The sequence below is a fragment of the Nocardioides sp. WG-D5 genome, from assembly GCF_054031175.1.
Window position 1 is genome coordinate 2,856,233 of record NZ_CM132928.1, and the last position, 14,243, is coordinate 2,870,475.

General features: G+C 71.3%; 17 protein-coding genes. 5 read left to right on the top strand and 12 right to left on the bottom strand.

From position 1 onward, the window contains the following. Window positions 1-7: 7 nt before the first annotated feature. Together ACWZJV_RS13895 and ACWZJV_RS13900 are read right to left on the bottom strand one after the other, a co-directional pair. Window positions 8-784 carry a pentapeptide repeat-containing protein gene (locus tag ACWZJV_RS13895; protein WP_196876154.1) on the bottom strand — a complete coding sequence of 259 codons (777 nt, stop codon included), beginning with the start codon at window positions 782-784 and terminating at the stop codon, window positions 8-10. 44 nt (window positions 785-828) lie between these two features. Beyond that, complete coding sequence (locus tag ACWZJV_RS13900) at window positions 829-1,506, bottom strand: SGNH/GDSL hydrolase family protein (protein WP_457181858.1); 678 nt, start codon at window positions 1,504-1,506, stop codon at window positions 829-831. A 67-nt stretch (window positions 1,507-1,573) separates the two neighbouring features. On the opposite strand from ACWZJV_RS13900, the gene ACWZJV_RS13905 reads away from it, so the two are divergent. Genes ACWZJV_RS13905 through ACWZJV_RS13920 form a run of 4 tightly spaced genes read left to right on the top strand, consistent with a single transcriptional unit; the run spans window position 1,574 to window position 4,941 of the window. After that, window positions 1,574-2,191 (top strand): TetR/AcrR family transcriptional regulator, encoded by a 618-nt coding sequence (locus ACWZJV_RS13905; protein ID WP_008355375.1) that lies wholly within the window; start codon window positions 1,574-1,576, stop codon window positions 2,189-2,191. Continuing rightward, a complete protein-coding gene (lpdA, locus tag ACWZJV_RS13910; RefSeq protein ID WP_457181859.1) occupies window positions 2,188-3,603 on the top strand; it encodes a dihydrolipoyl dehydrogenase in 1,416 nt (471 codons plus the stop codon). Before ACWZJV_RS13905 ends, lpdA begins: the two co-directional genes overlap by 4 nt. 33 nt (window positions 3,604-3,636) lie before the next feature. Continuing rightward, entirely contained in the window at window positions 3,637-4,008 is a 372-nt protein-coding gene (locus tag ACWZJV_RS13915) for a hypothetical protein (RefSeq protein WP_008355378.1), read from the top strand. A gap of 21 nt (window positions 4,009-4,029) precedes the next feature. Continuing rightward, a complete protein-coding gene (locus ACWZJV_RS13920; protein WP_196876151.1) occupies window positions 4,030-4,941 on the top strand; it encodes an NAD(P)H-binding protein in 912 nt (303 codons plus the stop codon). Window positions 4,942-4,957: 16 nt separating this feature from the next. On the opposite strand, the gene ACWZJV_RS13925 is transcribed toward ACWZJV_RS13920, so the two are convergent. The 10 genes from ACWZJV_RS13925 to ACWZJV_RS13970 are packed head-to-tail and all read right to left on the bottom strand — an operon-like array spanning window position 4,958 to window position 13,357. Beyond that, window positions 4,958-5,680 (bottom strand): CPBP family intramembrane glutamic endopeptidase, encoded by a 723-nt coding sequence (locus ACWZJV_RS13925; protein WP_307785721.1) that lies wholly within the window; start codon window positions 5,678-5,680, stop codon window positions 4,958-4,960. 48 nt (window positions 5,681-5,728) lie between these two features. Then, window positions 5,729-6,706 carry a cyclase family protein gene (locus ACWZJV_RS13930; RefSeq protein WP_457181860.1) on the bottom strand — a complete coding sequence of 326 codons (978 nt, stop codon included), beginning with the start codon at window positions 6,704-6,706 and terminating at the stop codon, window positions 5,729-5,731. Continuing rightward, window positions 6,703-6,951 carry a hypothetical protein gene (locus tag ACWZJV_RS13935; RefSeq protein WP_457181861.1) on the bottom strand — a complete coding sequence of 83 codons (249 nt, stop codon included), beginning with the start codon at window positions 6,949-6,951 and terminating at the stop codon, window positions 6,703-6,705. The genes ACWZJV_RS13930 and ACWZJV_RS13935 overlap by 4 nt, the downstream gene beginning before the upstream one ends. Before the next feature lie 16 nt (window positions 6,952-6,967). After that, entirely contained in the window at window positions 6,968-8,311 is a 1,344-nt protein-coding gene (locus tag ACWZJV_RS13940; RefSeq protein ID WP_457181862.1) for a TRAP transporter large permease subunit, read from the bottom strand. Further along, window positions 8,308-9,126 carry an NAD(P)-dependent oxidoreductase gene (locus ACWZJV_RS13945; protein WP_196876147.1) on the bottom strand — a complete coding sequence of 273 codons (819 nt, stop codon included), beginning with the start codon at window positions 9,124-9,126 and terminating at the stop codon, window positions 8,308-8,310. Before ACWZJV_RS13945 ends, ACWZJV_RS13940 begins: the two co-directional genes overlap by 4 nt. Window positions 9,127-9,160: 34 nt before the next feature. Then, on the bottom strand, window positions 9,161-9,562 hold the full coding sequence (locus tag ACWZJV_RS13950) for a universal stress protein (RefSeq protein ID WP_008355392.1): 402 nt from the start codon (window positions 9,560-9,562) through the stop codon (window positions 9,161-9,163). Next, a complete protein-coding gene (locus ACWZJV_RS13955; RefSeq protein WP_457181863.1) occupies window positions 9,559-10,242 on the bottom strand; it encodes an RraA family protein in 684 nt (227 codons plus the stop codon). Before ACWZJV_RS13955 ends, ACWZJV_RS13950 begins: the two co-directional genes overlap by 4 nt. Next, window positions 10,242-11,237, bottom strand: coding sequence for a Bug family tripartite tricarboxylate transporter substrate binding protein (locus ACWZJV_RS13960; protein ID WP_457181864.1), 996 nt, complete (start codon window positions 11,235-11,237; stop codon window positions 10,242-10,244). Before ACWZJV_RS13960 ends, ACWZJV_RS13955 begins: the two co-directional genes overlap by 1 nt. Before the next feature lie 37 nt (window positions 11,238-11,274). Beyond that, window positions 11,275-12,780, bottom strand: coding sequence for a tripartite tricarboxylate transporter permease (locus tag ACWZJV_RS13965; protein WP_008355398.1), 1,506 nt, complete (start codon window positions 12,778-12,780; stop codon window positions 11,275-11,277). Window positions 12,781-12,784: 4 nt separating this feature from the next. After that, complete coding sequence (locus ACWZJV_RS13970; protein ID WP_457181865.1) at window positions 12,785-13,357, bottom strand: tripartite tricarboxylate transporter TctB family protein; 573 nt, start codon at window positions 13,355-13,357, stop codon at window positions 12,785-12,787. 125 nt (window positions 13,358-13,482) lie between these two features. Between ACWZJV_RS13970 and ACWZJV_RS13975 the strand changes: the two genes are divergently transcribed. Continuing rightward, window positions 13,483-14,241, top strand: a complete 759-nt coding sequence (locus tag ACWZJV_RS13975; protein WP_008355401.1) for an IclR family transcriptional regulator — start codon at window positions 13,483-13,485, stop codon at window positions 14,239-14,241. Window positions 14,242-14,243 lie beyond the last annotated feature (2 nt).

Here is a 14,243-nt window from a genome sequence, read left to right on the forward strand (position 1 = left end):
TCCCCCGCTAGCCCCAGTGGGCGGGCCGGTCGTGCCCTGCGGGCAGGCGGGTGCTCCCGTCTCCTCGCAGGGCATTGACCTGCGCCTGGCTGAGGAAGAGCGCCCGCGAGAGGTCCGCGCCCGCGACGGCCGCGTCCCGGAGATCCGCGCCGAGCAGGTCGGCGTCGGTGAGATCGACGCCGCGCAGGTCGGCGGCCACCAGGAGCGCGCCCCTGAGGTCGGCACGGCGCAGGTCTCTCCGGCGCAGGTCACGACCGAGCAGGTCGGCACCCGCCAGCGCCTGGCCTGCGGGGTGGCGCACCTCGGCGCTCACCCGGCGGAGCGCGCCCCCGACCGCCGAGCGGAGTGCGCCGACGTCGGTGGCGAGCACCTGGTCTGCGGAGCCGCCCGCCGCCGAGGAGATCCGGGCGGCCAGCTCGGCGAGGTCGGGTGACGTGCTGCGCTCGACCGCCTCCTGGAGCAGCGCCAGCATCTCGTGCAGCTGCCGCATCACCGCGAAGACGTCGAACATCTCCTGCCGCGACGCCGGCTCGGTGCGCCAGTCCGCACCGCCGAAGGTCACCTGGGTGACCTGCTGACCTGCGCCGAAGCACTCGAACACCGTGCACCCGGCATACCCGCGGTCCCGCAGCTGTTCGTGGATCCCGCAGCCGAAGTCGGGTCCGAGGTGGCGGCACGGGTCGCCGCCGGCCTTGTCCTCCGGGAAGTCCGCCGAGCGGGCGAAGGGCAGCGCCACACAACACAGGCCCGCGCAGCGGGAGCAGTCGGACCGGTACGTGCTCATCGGAGGCAGGTTAGCCCGCCGACCCGGCGAAGCTCGCGGCCCGGTCAGGTGAGCGCGTCGACGATCGCGGCGAAGGCCACCGCGTGCCCACGGGCGTTGCCGTGGATCCGGTCGCGGGCGTAGATCGACGCGTCGGCCGACAGCGGGTGGTGGTGGGTGTCGATGTGGATGCCACCCAGGTTCTGGGTGACCTCGGCGGTGATCCGGTCCAGGGCGTCGAACCGCTCGGCCATCTCCACGGCCTGGTCCGCGGGCACGAGCCCGGAGCGGGCGAGGTCGAAGAGCCCGACGGTGAGGACCGTGGCACCGCTCTCGGCCAGCGGCACGAGGAGCAGCTCGAGCTGCGTACGCAGGTGGTCGGGGTCGAACGGGTTGAAGGCGTCGTTGCCGCCCGCGCTCACGAGCACGGCGTCGGGCGCGAACGCGAGGGCCGGCTCGAGCTGGACCTCGCGGATCTCGGCGACGGTCAGGTAGGGGATGGCGAGGTTCACCGACTCGAACCCGGGGCGGGTGCTCGCCAGCGCCTCCACGAGGCGATCGGCGAAGGACGCGTCCCGGTAGCCGTCCAGCGGGCCCCGCACGCCGGCGGTGACGCTGTCACCGAGCACGGCGAAGCGCTGCCACGGCTGGTGGCGGAGTCGGTCGGCGGCGGCCTCGGGGTCGACGCAGTGCGGATCGGTCGCCTCCAGCTCGAAGCCGCCGGCCAGTTCGTGGATCGTCATGAAATGAGATTAAGCACACGATCGTACGTTATGCAATAGCGATCGTTCGTGCGCTAAAATCGAAGGCATGGCAGGACGTGCGTCCGCACAGGCGGCACTCGAGACCCGACGGAGCGTGCTCAAGGCAGCAGCCGACCTGGCCTCCGTCGAGGGTCTGGACAGCGTGACGATCGGGCGGCTGGCCGACATCGTCCAGATGAGCAAGTCGGGGGTGATCGGGCAGTTCCGCACCAAGGAGACCCTGCAGCTGGAGACGGTCGAGATGGTCTTCGCCGACTTCCGCACCCGGGTCTGGGACACGGTCAAGCGGTTCCCGGCGGGCCTCCCCCGGCTGCTGGCCACGTGCGAGGCCTGGACCGAGTACGCAGCCGACCCGGGCTATCCCGGCGGGTGCCTGATGACGCAGGTGACCTACGACTACGACGGCCGCTCCGGCGTCGTCCACGAGCGACTGCTCGAGGGACGCACCCAGTGGCGGGCCGCGCTGCGCGCCGACGTCACCACCGCCGTGCAGGCCGGCGACCTGCCGGAGGACACCGATGTGGAGGCGGTCGTGTTCGGGCTCGAGTCGCTCGCCTCGTTCATCACCCCGGCCCTCCTCCTGCACGGTGACGACCGGGCCGCCGACCACGCCTACCAGGGGATGCGCCGGATCATCGGCGCCACGGAGAAGGAGAACCTATGAGCCACATCGATGTCATCGTCCTGGGAGCAGGGCCCGGCGGCTACACCGCGGCGGTGCGCGCCGCCCAGCTCGGCCGGTCCGTCGCCGTCGTGGAGGACAAGTACTGGGGCGGCGTCTGCCTCAACGTCGGCTGCATCCCGGCCAAGGCGCTGCTGCGCAACGCCGAGATCGCCCACATGCTGACCCACCAGAAGGACGCCTTCTCGATCCGCGGCGACGCGAGCGTGGACTACTCCGGGAGCTGGCAGCGCAGCCGCCGGGTCGCCGACGCGAGCGCCAAGGGCGTCCACTTCCTGATGCGGAAGAACAAGATCACCGAGATCGACGGCTGGGGCACGCTCGCCGCACCGCAGGCCGACGGCACCCTGGCGATCGAGGTGACCGGCCGGGACGGCGTCACCGAGACGTACACCTGCGACGACCTGATCATCGCGACCGGCGCGACCGTGCGCAGCGTGCCCGGGGTCGTCCCGGACGGACAGAACATCGTGACGTACGAGGAGCTGATCCTCAGCGAGAAGCTGCCGCGGTCGATCGTCATCGGTGGCTCGGGCGCGATCGGGGTCGAGCTCGCGTACGTGATGAAGAACTTCGGCGTCGACGTCACCGTCGTCGAGTACGCCGACCGGATGGTCCCGACCGAGGACGCCGACGTCTCCAAGGAGCTGCTGCGGCAGTACCGCAAGCTCGGCATCACCGTCCTCACCTCGACCGCGGTGACGGGGGCCGAGGACACCGGTTCCGGCGTGCGCGTGACCGTCTCTCCCGTCGGCGGTGACGGTGAGACCGTCCTCGAGGCGGACATGATGCTCGCCGCGTTCGGCTTCGCGCCGCGGGTGAGCGGCTACGGACTGGAGAAGCTCGGCGTCGAGCTGACCGACCGTGAGGCCATCGCGATCGACGACCGCGGACGTACGAGCGTCCCGCACGTGTACGCCATCGGCGATGTCACCGGGAAGCTCATGCTCGCCCACGTCGCCGAGGGGATGGGCGTCGTCGCCGCCGAGACGATCGCCGGCGTGGAGACCATGCCGATCGACATCGACATGGTCCCGCGGGCGACCTTCTGCCAGCCGCAGATCGCGTCCTTCGGCTACACCGAGGCGCAGGCCAAGGAGAAGGGCTACGACGTCAAGACCGCCACCTTCCCGTTCTCCGCGAACGGCAAGGCGCGCGGCCTCGGCGAGACCGTCGGCTTCGTGAAGGTCGTGGCCGACGCCGAGCACAACGAGCTGCTCGGCGCCCACGTGATCGGCCCCGACGCCACCGAGCAGCTGCCCGTCCTGACCCTGGCCCAGCAGTGGGACCTCACCGCGGACGAGGTCGCGCGCAACGTGTTCGCCCATCCGACGCTCTCCGAGGCGGTCAAGGAGGCCGTCCACGGGATCGCGGGCCACATGATCAACCTCTGACCCGCCCGGCGAGGTCGGACTAAGGTGCCGGATATGAGCATCCCGGTCGCACTGTCCGATCTCGCCGCCACGCTCGAGCGCTTCGGCAGCGGGTTCCTGCTGACCACCGCGGGCGAGCGGATCAAGGTCGTGGTCGTGGACCCGGTCGTCGAGGGCTCGTCCCTGCGGATCTCCGACCCCGGCGGCGGCACGCGGGCGAACCTCGCGAGCAACCCGGTGCTCACCCTGACGTACGCCCCGCTCACGCCGCGCGAGCACGCGCTGATCGTCGACGGCACCGGTCTCGTGGACGGCTCCGACGTCGTGGTCACCCCGACCGGCGCGGTGCTGCACCGGCCGGCGTCGCACGCCTCCGGGCCGGTCCCCGAGGACGGGTGCGGGCAGGACTGCCGCCCGGTCGGCTGACGGCGTCCGTAGGCTCGACCCATGGAGACCTCGACCACCGTGCTCGTCACCGGCGCGACCGGGTTCATCGGTCGGCGGCTGGTCGCGGAGCTGACCGAACGCGACGTCACGGTGCGGGCGATGACCCGGCGGCCGGACGACTACGACGGCCCCGGCGAGGCGGTGGGTGCCGACGTCGACGACCCGGCCACGCTGCCGGCCGCGCTCGAGGGCGCCGATGTCGCGGTCTACCTGGTGCACTCGCTCGACCACGACGACTTCGAGGAGCGCGACGCGCGAGCCGCCCGGGCCTTCGGTGCTGCCGCAGCCGGGGCGGGGGTGCGGCAGATCGTCTATCTCGGCGGGCTCGGCGACGATGACGGCGACCTCTCGCCCCACCTGCGCTCCCGGCGCGAGGTCGAGTCCCTGCTCGGCGAGGGCGGCGTACCCGTCACGACGCTGCGAGCGGCGATCGTCGTCGGCCACGGCGGCGTCTCCTGGGAGCTGACCCGGCAGCTGGTCAAGAACCTCCCCGCCATGGTGGTGCCGAGGTGGACCGCCACCCGCACCCAGCCCATCGCCGTCGACGACGTCATCCGCTATCTCGCGGGTGTCATCGACAACCAGGACGCGATCGGCGAGGTCTTCGAGATCGGCGGCCCCGAGGCGATGACGTACCTCGACATGCTGACCGTCGCCTCCGAGGTGGCCAACGGCCGATCGATCCCGGTCGCGCCCGTGCCGGTGCTGACGCCCCGGCTGTCGTCGTACTGGCTGGCCCTGGTGACCGACGTCGACGTGACCACCGGGCGCAACCTGATCGACTCGATGACCACCGAGGTCGTCGTACGCGACCGGCGCATCCTCGACGTCGTGCCCGGCGATCCGCTGCCCTACCGGGAGGCTGTACGCCGCGCCCTCGCCGAACGGCTGGCCGACCAGAACACGCTCTGAGGCGCCGCCGGTCTCCTCAGCCGAAGAGCAGCGGCAGGGCGAGCAGCATCGACAGCGACCAGGCGCAGTGGGTGAGGATCGGCGCGAGCACGCCGCCGGAGGCGCGCCGCTCGAGCCCGACCACGACCCCGAGCAGGATCGCCGCGAAGGTCAGCATCACGTTGCCGGTCGCCAGCGTCGCGATCACGTAGGCCACCGACGACCAGGCGACCGGATGGCGGGGCAGGGCGGCGTAGAGCGCGCCGCGGAAGAACAGCTCCTCGGCCACGCCGTTGACCGCGGTGACCACGACGAGGATCGGCAGCGAGCCCTGGTCGGCGAAGTCGAGGACGGAGCGGACCTGCCGGTCCAGCCAGTCGATCTCGCGCACGACCAGGCCGCCGATCACGAAGATGCCGGCCAGGCCCAGGCCGATCAGGATCGGCGCCAGCACCGGGCGGACGAGCCGATGCTCGCCCTTCCGCTCGTGCCGGCGCCAGGCAGGGATCCGGCCGAGGTGCAGCGGCCCGGAGACGAAGGCGCCGAGCGCCCACACCCCGGCCAGCGCGAAGGTGGCGGGATAGAACCAGACACTGCCCGGCTCGATGCGCAGCGAGACCCCGAGCACCACCGCCCCGAGCAGCACGAAGCCGGCCGTGACCAGCTGACGGCGGCGCAGGGCGGCGTCGCTCTGGCGGTGATCGCGCGGGACGACGTCCCACAAGGACCTGCGCACCCAGCGGCGCACGGCACTCCCCACTCTCTGGATCCGGTGACGGCTGCGTACGCCGTCCAACCTACGTCCCGGTCAGAGGATGGCGATGGCGTTCGCCGGTGATCCGGTCGCGCCGGTGACGTTGAGCGGTTTGACCGTGACGAAGCAGTCCCACCGCTGCAGCTCGTCCATGCGTCGTGCCAGCGGCCCGAGCCGCCACAGCTCACCGAGCGGCATGCCGAGCTTGGCGAGGAACTCCTGGTGCATCATCCCGCGGTCGTTGGGCGCCGACCGGAGGAACGGTGAGTCGGGGACGGGCGGCAGGCACTCGACGGCGAAGGTGTCCGCGGCGAGCAGCGCCAGGCCGGTGTCCCAGGCCCAGTCGAGCACCTCCTCGCTCTGCGCGATGCCGGTGGCGCGGCGGAGGGCCTGCTGAGCCAGCTTCTGCTCGGCGGTGAGCTCGAGGAACCACTCGCACCATCCGGTGTGGAGCATGACGACGTCACCGGCACGCAGCTCGATCGCCTGGGCGGTCAGGGCGTGGTCGATGTACTCGTACGGGATCGGCTCGCCGGCCTCGTGGTCGAGGCTCTCGTCGCGCCGGGCGAGGAGGCCGGCGATGTCCACCAGGATGCCCCGGCTGACGATGGGGCGGTCGGCCCAGACCTGGATGCCGATCTCCTCGGTGCCCGGGATGATCAGCTCGTCGGGGGTCCCGGCGTAGAACCCGGCGTCGTCGGCCCGCCGGTGGCGCAGCCCGTCGATCTGGCTCGAGGACTGGAGGTAGTAGCTGTCGAGATGGTCGTCGCGGTGAGCCGGGTGGTTGGCGTAGATGACGTGCCCGGCCGGTTTCCTGGCCTGGGACATCCCGGGCATGAACGCGTTGACCGGGTAGTCCAGCCCGAAGGCCTCCCCCAGCTGGACGAGGCCCGCAGCCGCGACCACGGCCTGCTCGTCCGCGAACGACGGGGTGCCTCGCCAGGGGTCCTCGAAGAGCTCCCAGGAGGTGCCCCGCAACAGCCCCGGTCGGTCGTGGAGCTCGGCCCGGCTCGGGCGGTCGTGGGTGGTCATCTGGTCGCTCCTGCGTCGTCGCGCGCCTTCACCTCGGGGCCGACGTGGGTGAGGAGGTAGGCGGCGACGGCCGCGATCGAGGCGGCGACGCACAGGATCGTCTTGAACAGGCCGTTCGGGCCGACGACGAGCGCCTGGCTGCCGACGACCAGGCCGACGGCCTGCAGGCCGATGAGCGCGAGACCGCCGAGCAGCGCGACGACCAGCGACGAGACGAAGAGGGTGTGGAGGATCGATCGGGTCATGGGTGTCCGTCCTTTCTCAGACCGGCAGGATTCCGGAGGCCACGAGCACGCCGATGCCGAGCAGCGGCAGCGCGTAGTAGGCCAGCATCCTGCGGAACGTGTGTAGCGGATCGACGCCGGCGATGCCACAGGCGACGTACAGCGGCGCTCCGCCAGGCGGCACGGCAGCCTCGCAGGAGGAGAAGATGAGGACCGCGACCGCTGCGGTGGTGGCGGGTACGCCCGCGGCGGCGAGCGCGGCGACGCCGACGACACCGACGGCTGCCATCGTCGCCGTGCTGGAGAGCGGTGCCGCGACGGCGACGACGATGATCCCGATGACCAGGGCCAGCAGCCACACCGGGAGATCGAGGTCACCGAGCAGCCCGGCCAGCTGCTCCGGCAGGCCGGTCGTCGCCAGCGCGTTCGCGCCGGCAAAGGCGAACAGCACGGTCAGGCCGACGACCCCGAACCGGGGCGCCGAGCTGCCGATCAGCTCGGCCCATCCCCGGCCGTCGCGCGGCAGCCGGCCACGGCCGAGGAGCAGGCCGATCAGGATCAGGATCACCGGCATCCAGAAGATCGGGCTCAGCGCCTCGGTCACGTCGGTGCCGATCCGCTCGGTGAGCGCCTCGGCGACGGCGCCGGTGGTGAGCACGATCGGAATGGCGATCCCGGCGAACAGCAGCAGCGTCGGCCAGCCGTGCGAGAACGCGGCCCGTACGTCCCGGCCGCTGCGCGACACGGCCGGACCGCTCCCGCGGGTGGAGCGGCGTACGAGCAGGTAGGTGACGATCAGGCGGTGGAGCACACACCACAGACCACCGATCAGCAGCGGCACGATCAGCGAGTCGACGTCGACGAGCGCGCCGCCGACCGAGGAGCCGACCAGGACGAACATCGAGGCGCTGAACGGGAAGGTGATGCCCATGCCCGCGTTGCCGGCCACGATCGTGGCGGCGGTGGTGCGGTCGACGCGGGTGCGCTCCATCCAGGGGATCGTCACCGACCCGACGGTGGCGGCGATGGCGGCCTGGTTGTGGACGATGCTGCCGAGGCCCGCGGAGGCGACCGTCGAGACGTACGCCGGGCCGCCACGGCGGTGTCCGATGAGGGCGTCGAGCAGGTCGATCATCCGGTGGGTGACGCCCGCCTTCTCCAGGAGGTAGCCCATGAAGACGAAGATGACGGTGGCGTAGACGATCTCGTCGACGAGCGCGGCGGAGAGCGCGTCCCAGCCGGCGCTGAGGAACCGGCTGCCGTTGAACACCGCGGCGACGACGAACCCGACCACCATCGCCTCGCCGACGTTGCGGCGCAGCAGGGTCGTCCAGGCCAGGATCACCGCCAGGTAGACGCCGAGCGCCCAGACACCGATCACGACGGCTTCCCGTCGCCGGCCATCCGCTCCAACGCTGTCATCGAGGCCTCCGTCATCTCGGCATGGACCCCCAGGTCGGCGAGGTAGGCGCTGGTCGAACGCATCTCCGCCGCCCGGCGAGCGGCGTGCTTCGCCGTGCCGGTGAGGAAGCGGTCGATGACCGCCTGTCCGTCCCCGGCGAGAACGCCTGCGATCTGGCCACGGGTCCACTCTTCCATCCCGGCGGCACGTCCGGCACCGACCGCCTCGACCACGACCGAGGCGAGCCCCTTCATGAAGACGCTGCGCAGCAGCTTGTGGGCCATCGCGTCGCCGAGATCGCCGCCCACCACCTCGACCGGCGTGCCCAGCGGCCGCATCAGCTCCGCCACCACCTCGCCGGCCGGTCCGGCCGCCATCAGCGGCGTGGCCGTGCCCAGCAGGATGACCGGTCCCAGGATGGCGACGTCGACCAGGCGTACGTCCGCACGCCCCTCGAACACGGTGGCCAGCTCGCGCTTCTCCAGCGGCCCGGAGGAGGTGAAGTCGGCATAGACGGCGTCCGGTGCGAGCGCGCCGGCGACCGACTCAGCGACCGAGCGGCTCGCCGAGGCCGCGGTCAGGACGACCACGATCCGGGCGTCCTCGACCGCCTTCTCCAGGGTGTCCGCCACCTCGACGCCTGCCGGTGACTCGTGGAGGTAGGGGTCGAAGCCGGTCACCCGGTGGCCGGCCTCGGCAAGGGCGGCGCCGTAGATACGGCCCACCTCGCCGAGGCCGAGGATCGCCACGTGGGTGGCCTGGAGCGGACTGTCGGAGGTCGTGCTGTGTGACATCGTCGAACTTTCAGTGCGTGGAAGGGTCAAGGGGTCAGTCGTCGGTGGGGATCCGGATTGCCAGGACGTCGCAGGGGGCGCGCAGCAGCACGGTCTGGGCCGTGCTGCCGAGGAGGAACTTCCCGGTGCGCGAGCGGCGGCGGAGACCGACGACCACGAGGTCGGCGCTCACCCGCTCCGCCTCGTCGATGAGCGTCTCGGCGACGGAGACGGCCTCGGCGTACTGGCGCACGTCGACCTCGAGGCCGTCGGCGGCCAGTCGCTGCCGCACCGCCTCGAGCTCGGCGGCCGGGAGGAGGCCGCGGTCGGCGTAGGCGCCCCCGGTCGAGGAGTTCACGACCAGGAGGGAGCTGCCCCGGGTCCGGGCCTCCCGGACGGCGCCGGCGAGGACACGCTCGCCGGCGTCGCCGGGCATGTAGCCCACGATGATCGTCATCGCTGATCCCCTGCTGCGGTGGTGACGCCGAGCGTGGCGTCGATGTCGCGGCGGGTCGCCTCCTCGGCGGCGTGCTTGGCCTCGGCCCGGTCCGCGATCACGGCCGCGGACTCGAGCGGGACCACCACGACGCCGTCCGCGTCACCCACGATGATGTCGCCGGGGCGTACGACCACGCCGGCGACGGCGACGTCGACGGAGAGCGCGTAGGGACCGTCCTTGTAGGGACCGGCCGGCGTCCGCGACCGGGCGAAGACGGGCATCTCGTACTCGGCCAGGCCGTCGGCGTCGCGGACGGCGCCGTCGAGGAGGAACCCGGCGACGCCCCGGGCCTTGGCCTTGCCGCCGACGAGCTCGCCGATGAGTGCGCGCGACTCGTCGGCGCCGCCGCTCACCACGATCACCTCACCCGGCTCGACCTGGGTGAGCGCCTGGTGGATGCCGAGGTTGTCGCCGGGACGGGTCCAGACGGTGAACGCGGTGCCGACCATGCTGGCGCCGGGCCAGGCAGGCGCGATGACGGAGTCGAGCGAGCCCAACCGGTCCATGGCGTCGCCGATGTTGGCGGTGGGGAGGCGGCGGAACCGGTCGAGGAGGGCCTCGTCGGGACGCTCGGGCCGGGACCTGGCGACGCGACCGCCGGGGTTGAGCTGCTGGTCGGTGATGATGCTGTCGGTCATCAGCTGTCCGCCTTCACCAGCGGGAAGAGGTCGCCGAAGGTCTTCTCGGTGTCGTCCCAGTAGGCGGAGTACTCCTCGGCGTCCAGGTAGGACGGGGCGAGGCCGGCGTCGGTCATCTTCTTCTGGAACGCCGGGTCCTCCATGATCTCGCCGATGGCGGTGGACATCTCGTCGACGACCTCGTCCGGCGTGCCCGCCGGGAAGGCGTAGCCGCGCGAGGAGGAGATCTCCACGTCGTAGCCGGACTCCTTGAACGTCGGTACGTCGGGCAGCGACTCGGCGCGCTCGGCGTCCATCACGCCGACGATGCGGACCTTGCCCGAGTCGGCCAGTGGCTGCAGATCGCTCACGTTGGTGAGGAGGACCTCGGTGTTGCCGCCCAGGAAGGCGGTGGTGGCGGCGGTGCTGCCGTCGGCGAAGTGCACCGGGGCGAGGTCGGCGCCGGAGACCTCCTTCAGGCTGGCGAGGGCGAAGTGCTCGTTGCTCGCGACACCGGTCGTGGTCGCGCGCAGCTTCCCGGGCTCCGCCTTGGCGGCCTCGACCAGGTCCTTCGGGGTCTTGATGTCGCTGTCGGGGGCGACCGCCACCGCGGTCGGGTCGACGACCTGGAGGGCCACCGGCGCGAAGCTGTCGCGCTCGTAGGAGGCGCCCCGGCTCTCGTCGAGCACGGTCATGATCGCCGACGGGAAGGTGGTGGCGGCGATCGTGTAGCCGTCGGGCTTCGCCTGGGTCAGCGCCGTGTAGGCGACCTGGGAGTTGGCGGCGGGCTTGTTGACGACCGTGATCGTGGCGTCGAGCTTGTCCTCGAGCTCCTTGGCGAGCATGCGAGCACCGATGTCGGTCGGGCCGCCCGCTTCGTACCCGACGACGAGCTCGATGGGCTTGGTCGGGTAGTCGCCGGCCGCGGCGGTGGTGCCGGACTGGGAGCAGGCGGCGAGCGAGAGACACGCGAGCCCGACACCGGCGAGGGTGAGTACGCGAGGTGCGCGGTTCATGGTGATGACCTTTCGTTTTCGTGGAGGGAGGGGTGGGTCAGACTTCGGCGTCGGTGGGCAGCCCCGCCTTTCTCTTCAGGCCGGCGCTGAACACCGACGCGGCGAGGACCGCGAGGGCGACCAGGAGGAAGACCAGCGACAGCGGACGGTCGACGAAGATCCCGAAGTCGCCCTGCGAGATCTGCAGGGACTCCCGCAGCGCGCTCTCGATGAAGGGACCGAGGATGAGCGTCAGGACCAGCGGCGCGAGCGGCAGGTGGACCTGTCGGAAGACGAAGCCGACGATCCCGAAGAACACCATCACGTAGATGTCGATGACACTGTTGTTGACCGCGTACGAGCCGATCACGATGAAGGCGAAGATCACCGCGCGCAGGACCGAGTAGGGGATCGCCAGGATCCTGGTCCAGAGCCCGACCATCGGGACGTTGAGCACCAGCAGGAGCAGGTTGCCGACGAACAGGCTCGCGATGACCGTCCAGACCAGGTCGGGTGCCTCGGTGAAGAGCTGCGGTCCGGGGGTGAGCCCGTTCTGCAGGAAGGCGCCCATGAGCACCGCGATCGCCGGCGAGGCCGGGATGCCCAGGGTGAAGAGCGGGATGAACGCGGCGTTGCTGTGCGAGTTGTTGGCGGTCTCGGGAGCGGCCACGCCCTCGATCGCGCCGCTGCCGAGCTCGTCGCGGTGGCGCGAGACCTTCTTCTCGGTGCTGTAGGCCAGCAGCGACGAGATCGCCGCGCTCACCCCGGGGATGAGTCCGATGACGGTGCCGATCGACGCACCTCGTCCGATCGCCGGCGCGGCCCGGCGGAGGTCGGTCCGCGTCGGGAGCAGCTGGCGAAGCGTCGGCGCCGTGGGCTTGGGAGCCGCGCCGCCGCTGGTGGCGAGCAGTTCGCCGAGCCCGAAGATGCCGACCAGGACCGGTACGTAGCTGATGCCGTCGAAGAAGTGCGGCTGATCGAAGGTGAACCGGGGCAGGCCCATGACCGGGTCGATGCCGACCATCGCGATCAGCAGCCCGAGGCAGGCCGAGATGAGTCCCTTGAGGACCGACCGCCCCACCAGGCCGACCAGCAGGGCCAGGCCGATGAGCACCAGGGAGAAGAACTCCGGGGGCCCGATCCGCAGGCCGAGCTCCGAGAGCGGCTTCGCCGCCACGACGAGCGCGAGGGTGGCGATCGTGCCGCCGATGAACGAGCCGATGCCGGCCGTGGCCAACGCTGCTCCGGCCCGGCCGCGCAACGTCATCTGATAGCCGTCGATGCAGGTGATCGCCGACTCGCCCTCGCCCGGGATGTTCAGCAGGACGCTCGTGATCGTCCCGCCGTACGCGCCGCCGTAGAAGATCGCGGCCAGCATGATGATCGCGCTCGTCGGGTCCATGGTCAGGGTGAGCGGGATCAGGATCGCCATGCCGGCGGTCGAGCCGATGCCCGGCAGGATGCCCAGGATCGTGCCCAGCAGGCAGCCGATCAGGGCGAAGAGCAGGTTCTGCGGCGTCAGCGCGGAGGCGAAGCCGTCGAGGAGTGCGGTGAAGGAGTCCATGACCTCACAGCCCCAGGTCGCGCAGTAACGGGATGCTGGAGACCGGCAGCGGAACCGTCAGCAGCCGGGTGAAGGCGTAGAAGACGCCGAAGCTCCCGATCACCGCGATCACCAGCGACTGCAGCGGCCCACGGCGCCCGACCACCAGCAGGTGGAAGAGCAGGAAGACCAGCATGCTGACCTGGTAGCCGACCAGCTCGAGGCAGGCCGCGAGCACGCACAGGCTCACCAGGATGGCCAGCACGGTCGGGAGGGAGTAGTCGGGCGTCTCCTCCTCGTCGACGGCCGGTCTGTTCGGGTTCTCGGGGGTCTCGGGACGGAGGCGGGCTCGCAGCTCCTGGCCGAACCAGACGAGCCCCAGCACGACCAGGAGCACGCCGAGCCAGAGCGGGAAGAAGCCTGGCCCGGGCCCGAGGTCGTCCCAGTAGCCGAGGGAGCGCGAGCCGACGAACGCGGCCGCTCCGATCGCGACGACGAGCGCCGCGACGACCAACGGCAGGACGGACCTGCGTCGCTCGTCGGCGGTCGCTGGACCGCCTGCCGCCGTGGAGGCGGGGATGTTGGTGTTGTCGCTCATGTTTCTCATTCTGTGATAAGGTGTATCACGGCATGAGGAACTATCCGTGACGGTCGTCACCCTGTCAAGCCCCCGTGGCCGGGGGTGCGAGGATTCGATGCGTCGCGACGAAACGGAGGAGGCACGTGAGCGAGGAGAAACCGGCAAGCACGATGCGGTCTCTGGAGAGAGCCATCGACGTCCTCGAGGTCCTCGAGGCGACGCGTACGCCGCTGCGACTGAGCGAGGTCGCGCGCCGAGCCGGCCTGCACGTCGCCACGACGCAGCGCATCCTCAACGCGCTCGAGGCCCGCGGTCGCGTCGAGCAGGACGGCACCGGCTACCGCACGGGTGTCGCGATGCTGTTCGGGGCGCACGCCTACCTGGCCACCAACCGGCTGGCGGCCACCGCGCCGATGATCCTGCAGCAGCTCGCCGCCGCCACCGGACTCACCGCGTCCGTCTTCGTCCGCGCCGGCTCGTCGCGCGCGGTGATCGCGCGGGTCGAGGGCAGCGACCCGTTGCGCTACGTCCTCCCGATCGGCGAGCGGCTGCCGCTCCACCTCGGTGCGGGCAAGGTCATCGCTGCCTACATGGATCCCGAGGATCTCGAGTCAGTGCTCGGCGGGATCGACGAGTTCACCCGGGCCGACGGGACCCGGGTCTCGCTCGAGGACTTCCGCCGTGAGCTCGAGGAGATCCGGCAGCGCGGCTGGGTCGCGTCCCACGACGAACGCGTGGTGGGCGCATCCTCGGTCGGGGCACCCCTGATCAGCGCCGACGGCGAGTTCCTCGCGGCGATCCAGGTCGCCGGCCAGACCACCAACCCCGCCTTCGCCGACCCCACTCCCCTCGGCCATGAGGTGCGCCAGGCGGCAAGCGCGCTCGCCTCGCGCGTGGGCTGACC

Coding starts and splice junctions, on each gene's coding strand:
- ACWZJV_RS13895 (WP_196876154.1), bottom strand. CDS start 784: ATGAGCACGTACCGGTCCGACTGCTCCCGCTGCGCGGGCCTGTGTTGT.
- ACWZJV_RS13900 (WP_457181858.1), bottom strand. CDS start 1,506: ATGACGATCCACGAACTGGCCGGCGGCTTCGAGCTGGAGGCGACCGAT.
- ACWZJV_RS13905 (WP_008355375.1), top strand. CDS start 1,574: ATGGCAGGACGTGCGTCCGCACAGGCGGCACTCGAGACCCGACGGAGC.
- lpdA (WP_457181859.1), top strand. CDS start 2,188: ATGAGCCACATCGATGTCATCGTCCTGGGAGCAGGGCCCGGCGGCTAC.
- ACWZJV_RS13915 (WP_008355378.1), top strand. CDS start 3,637: ATGAGCATCCCGGTCGCACTGTCCGATCTCGCCGCCACGCTCGAGCGC.
- ACWZJV_RS13920 (WP_196876151.1), top strand. CDS start 4,030: ATGGAGACCTCGACCACCGTGCTCGTCACCGGCGCGACCGGGTTCATC.
- ACWZJV_RS13930 (WP_457181860.1), bottom strand. CDS start 6,706: ATGACCACCCACGACCGCCCGAGCCGGGCCGAGCTCCACGACCGACCG.
- ACWZJV_RS13935 (WP_457181861.1), bottom strand. CDS start 6,951: ATGACCCGATCGATCCTCCACACCCTCTTCGTCTCGTCGCTGGTCGTC.
- ACWZJV_RS13945 (WP_196876147.1), bottom strand. CDS start 9,126: ATGTCACACAGCACGACCTCCGACAGTCCGCTCCAGGCCACCCACGTG.
- ACWZJV_RS13950 (WP_008355392.1), bottom strand. CDS start 9,562: ATGACGATCATCGTGGGCTACATGCCCGGCGACGCCGGCGAGCGTGTC.
- ACWZJV_RS13955 (WP_457181863.1), bottom strand. CDS start 10,242: ATGACCGACAGCATCATCACCGACCAGCAGCTCAACCCCGGCGGTCGC.
- ACWZJV_RS13960 (WP_457181864.1), bottom strand. CDS start 11,237: ATGAACCGCGCACCTCGCGTACTCACCCTCGCCGGTGTCGGGCTCGCG.
- ACWZJV_RS13965 (WP_008355398.1), bottom strand. CDS start 12,780: ATGGACTCCTTCACCGCACTCCTCGACGGCTTCGCCTCCGCGCTGACG.
- ACWZJV_RS13970 (WP_457181865.1), bottom strand. CDS start 13,357: ATGAGCGACAACACCAACATCCCCGCCTCCACGGCGGCAGGCGGTCCA.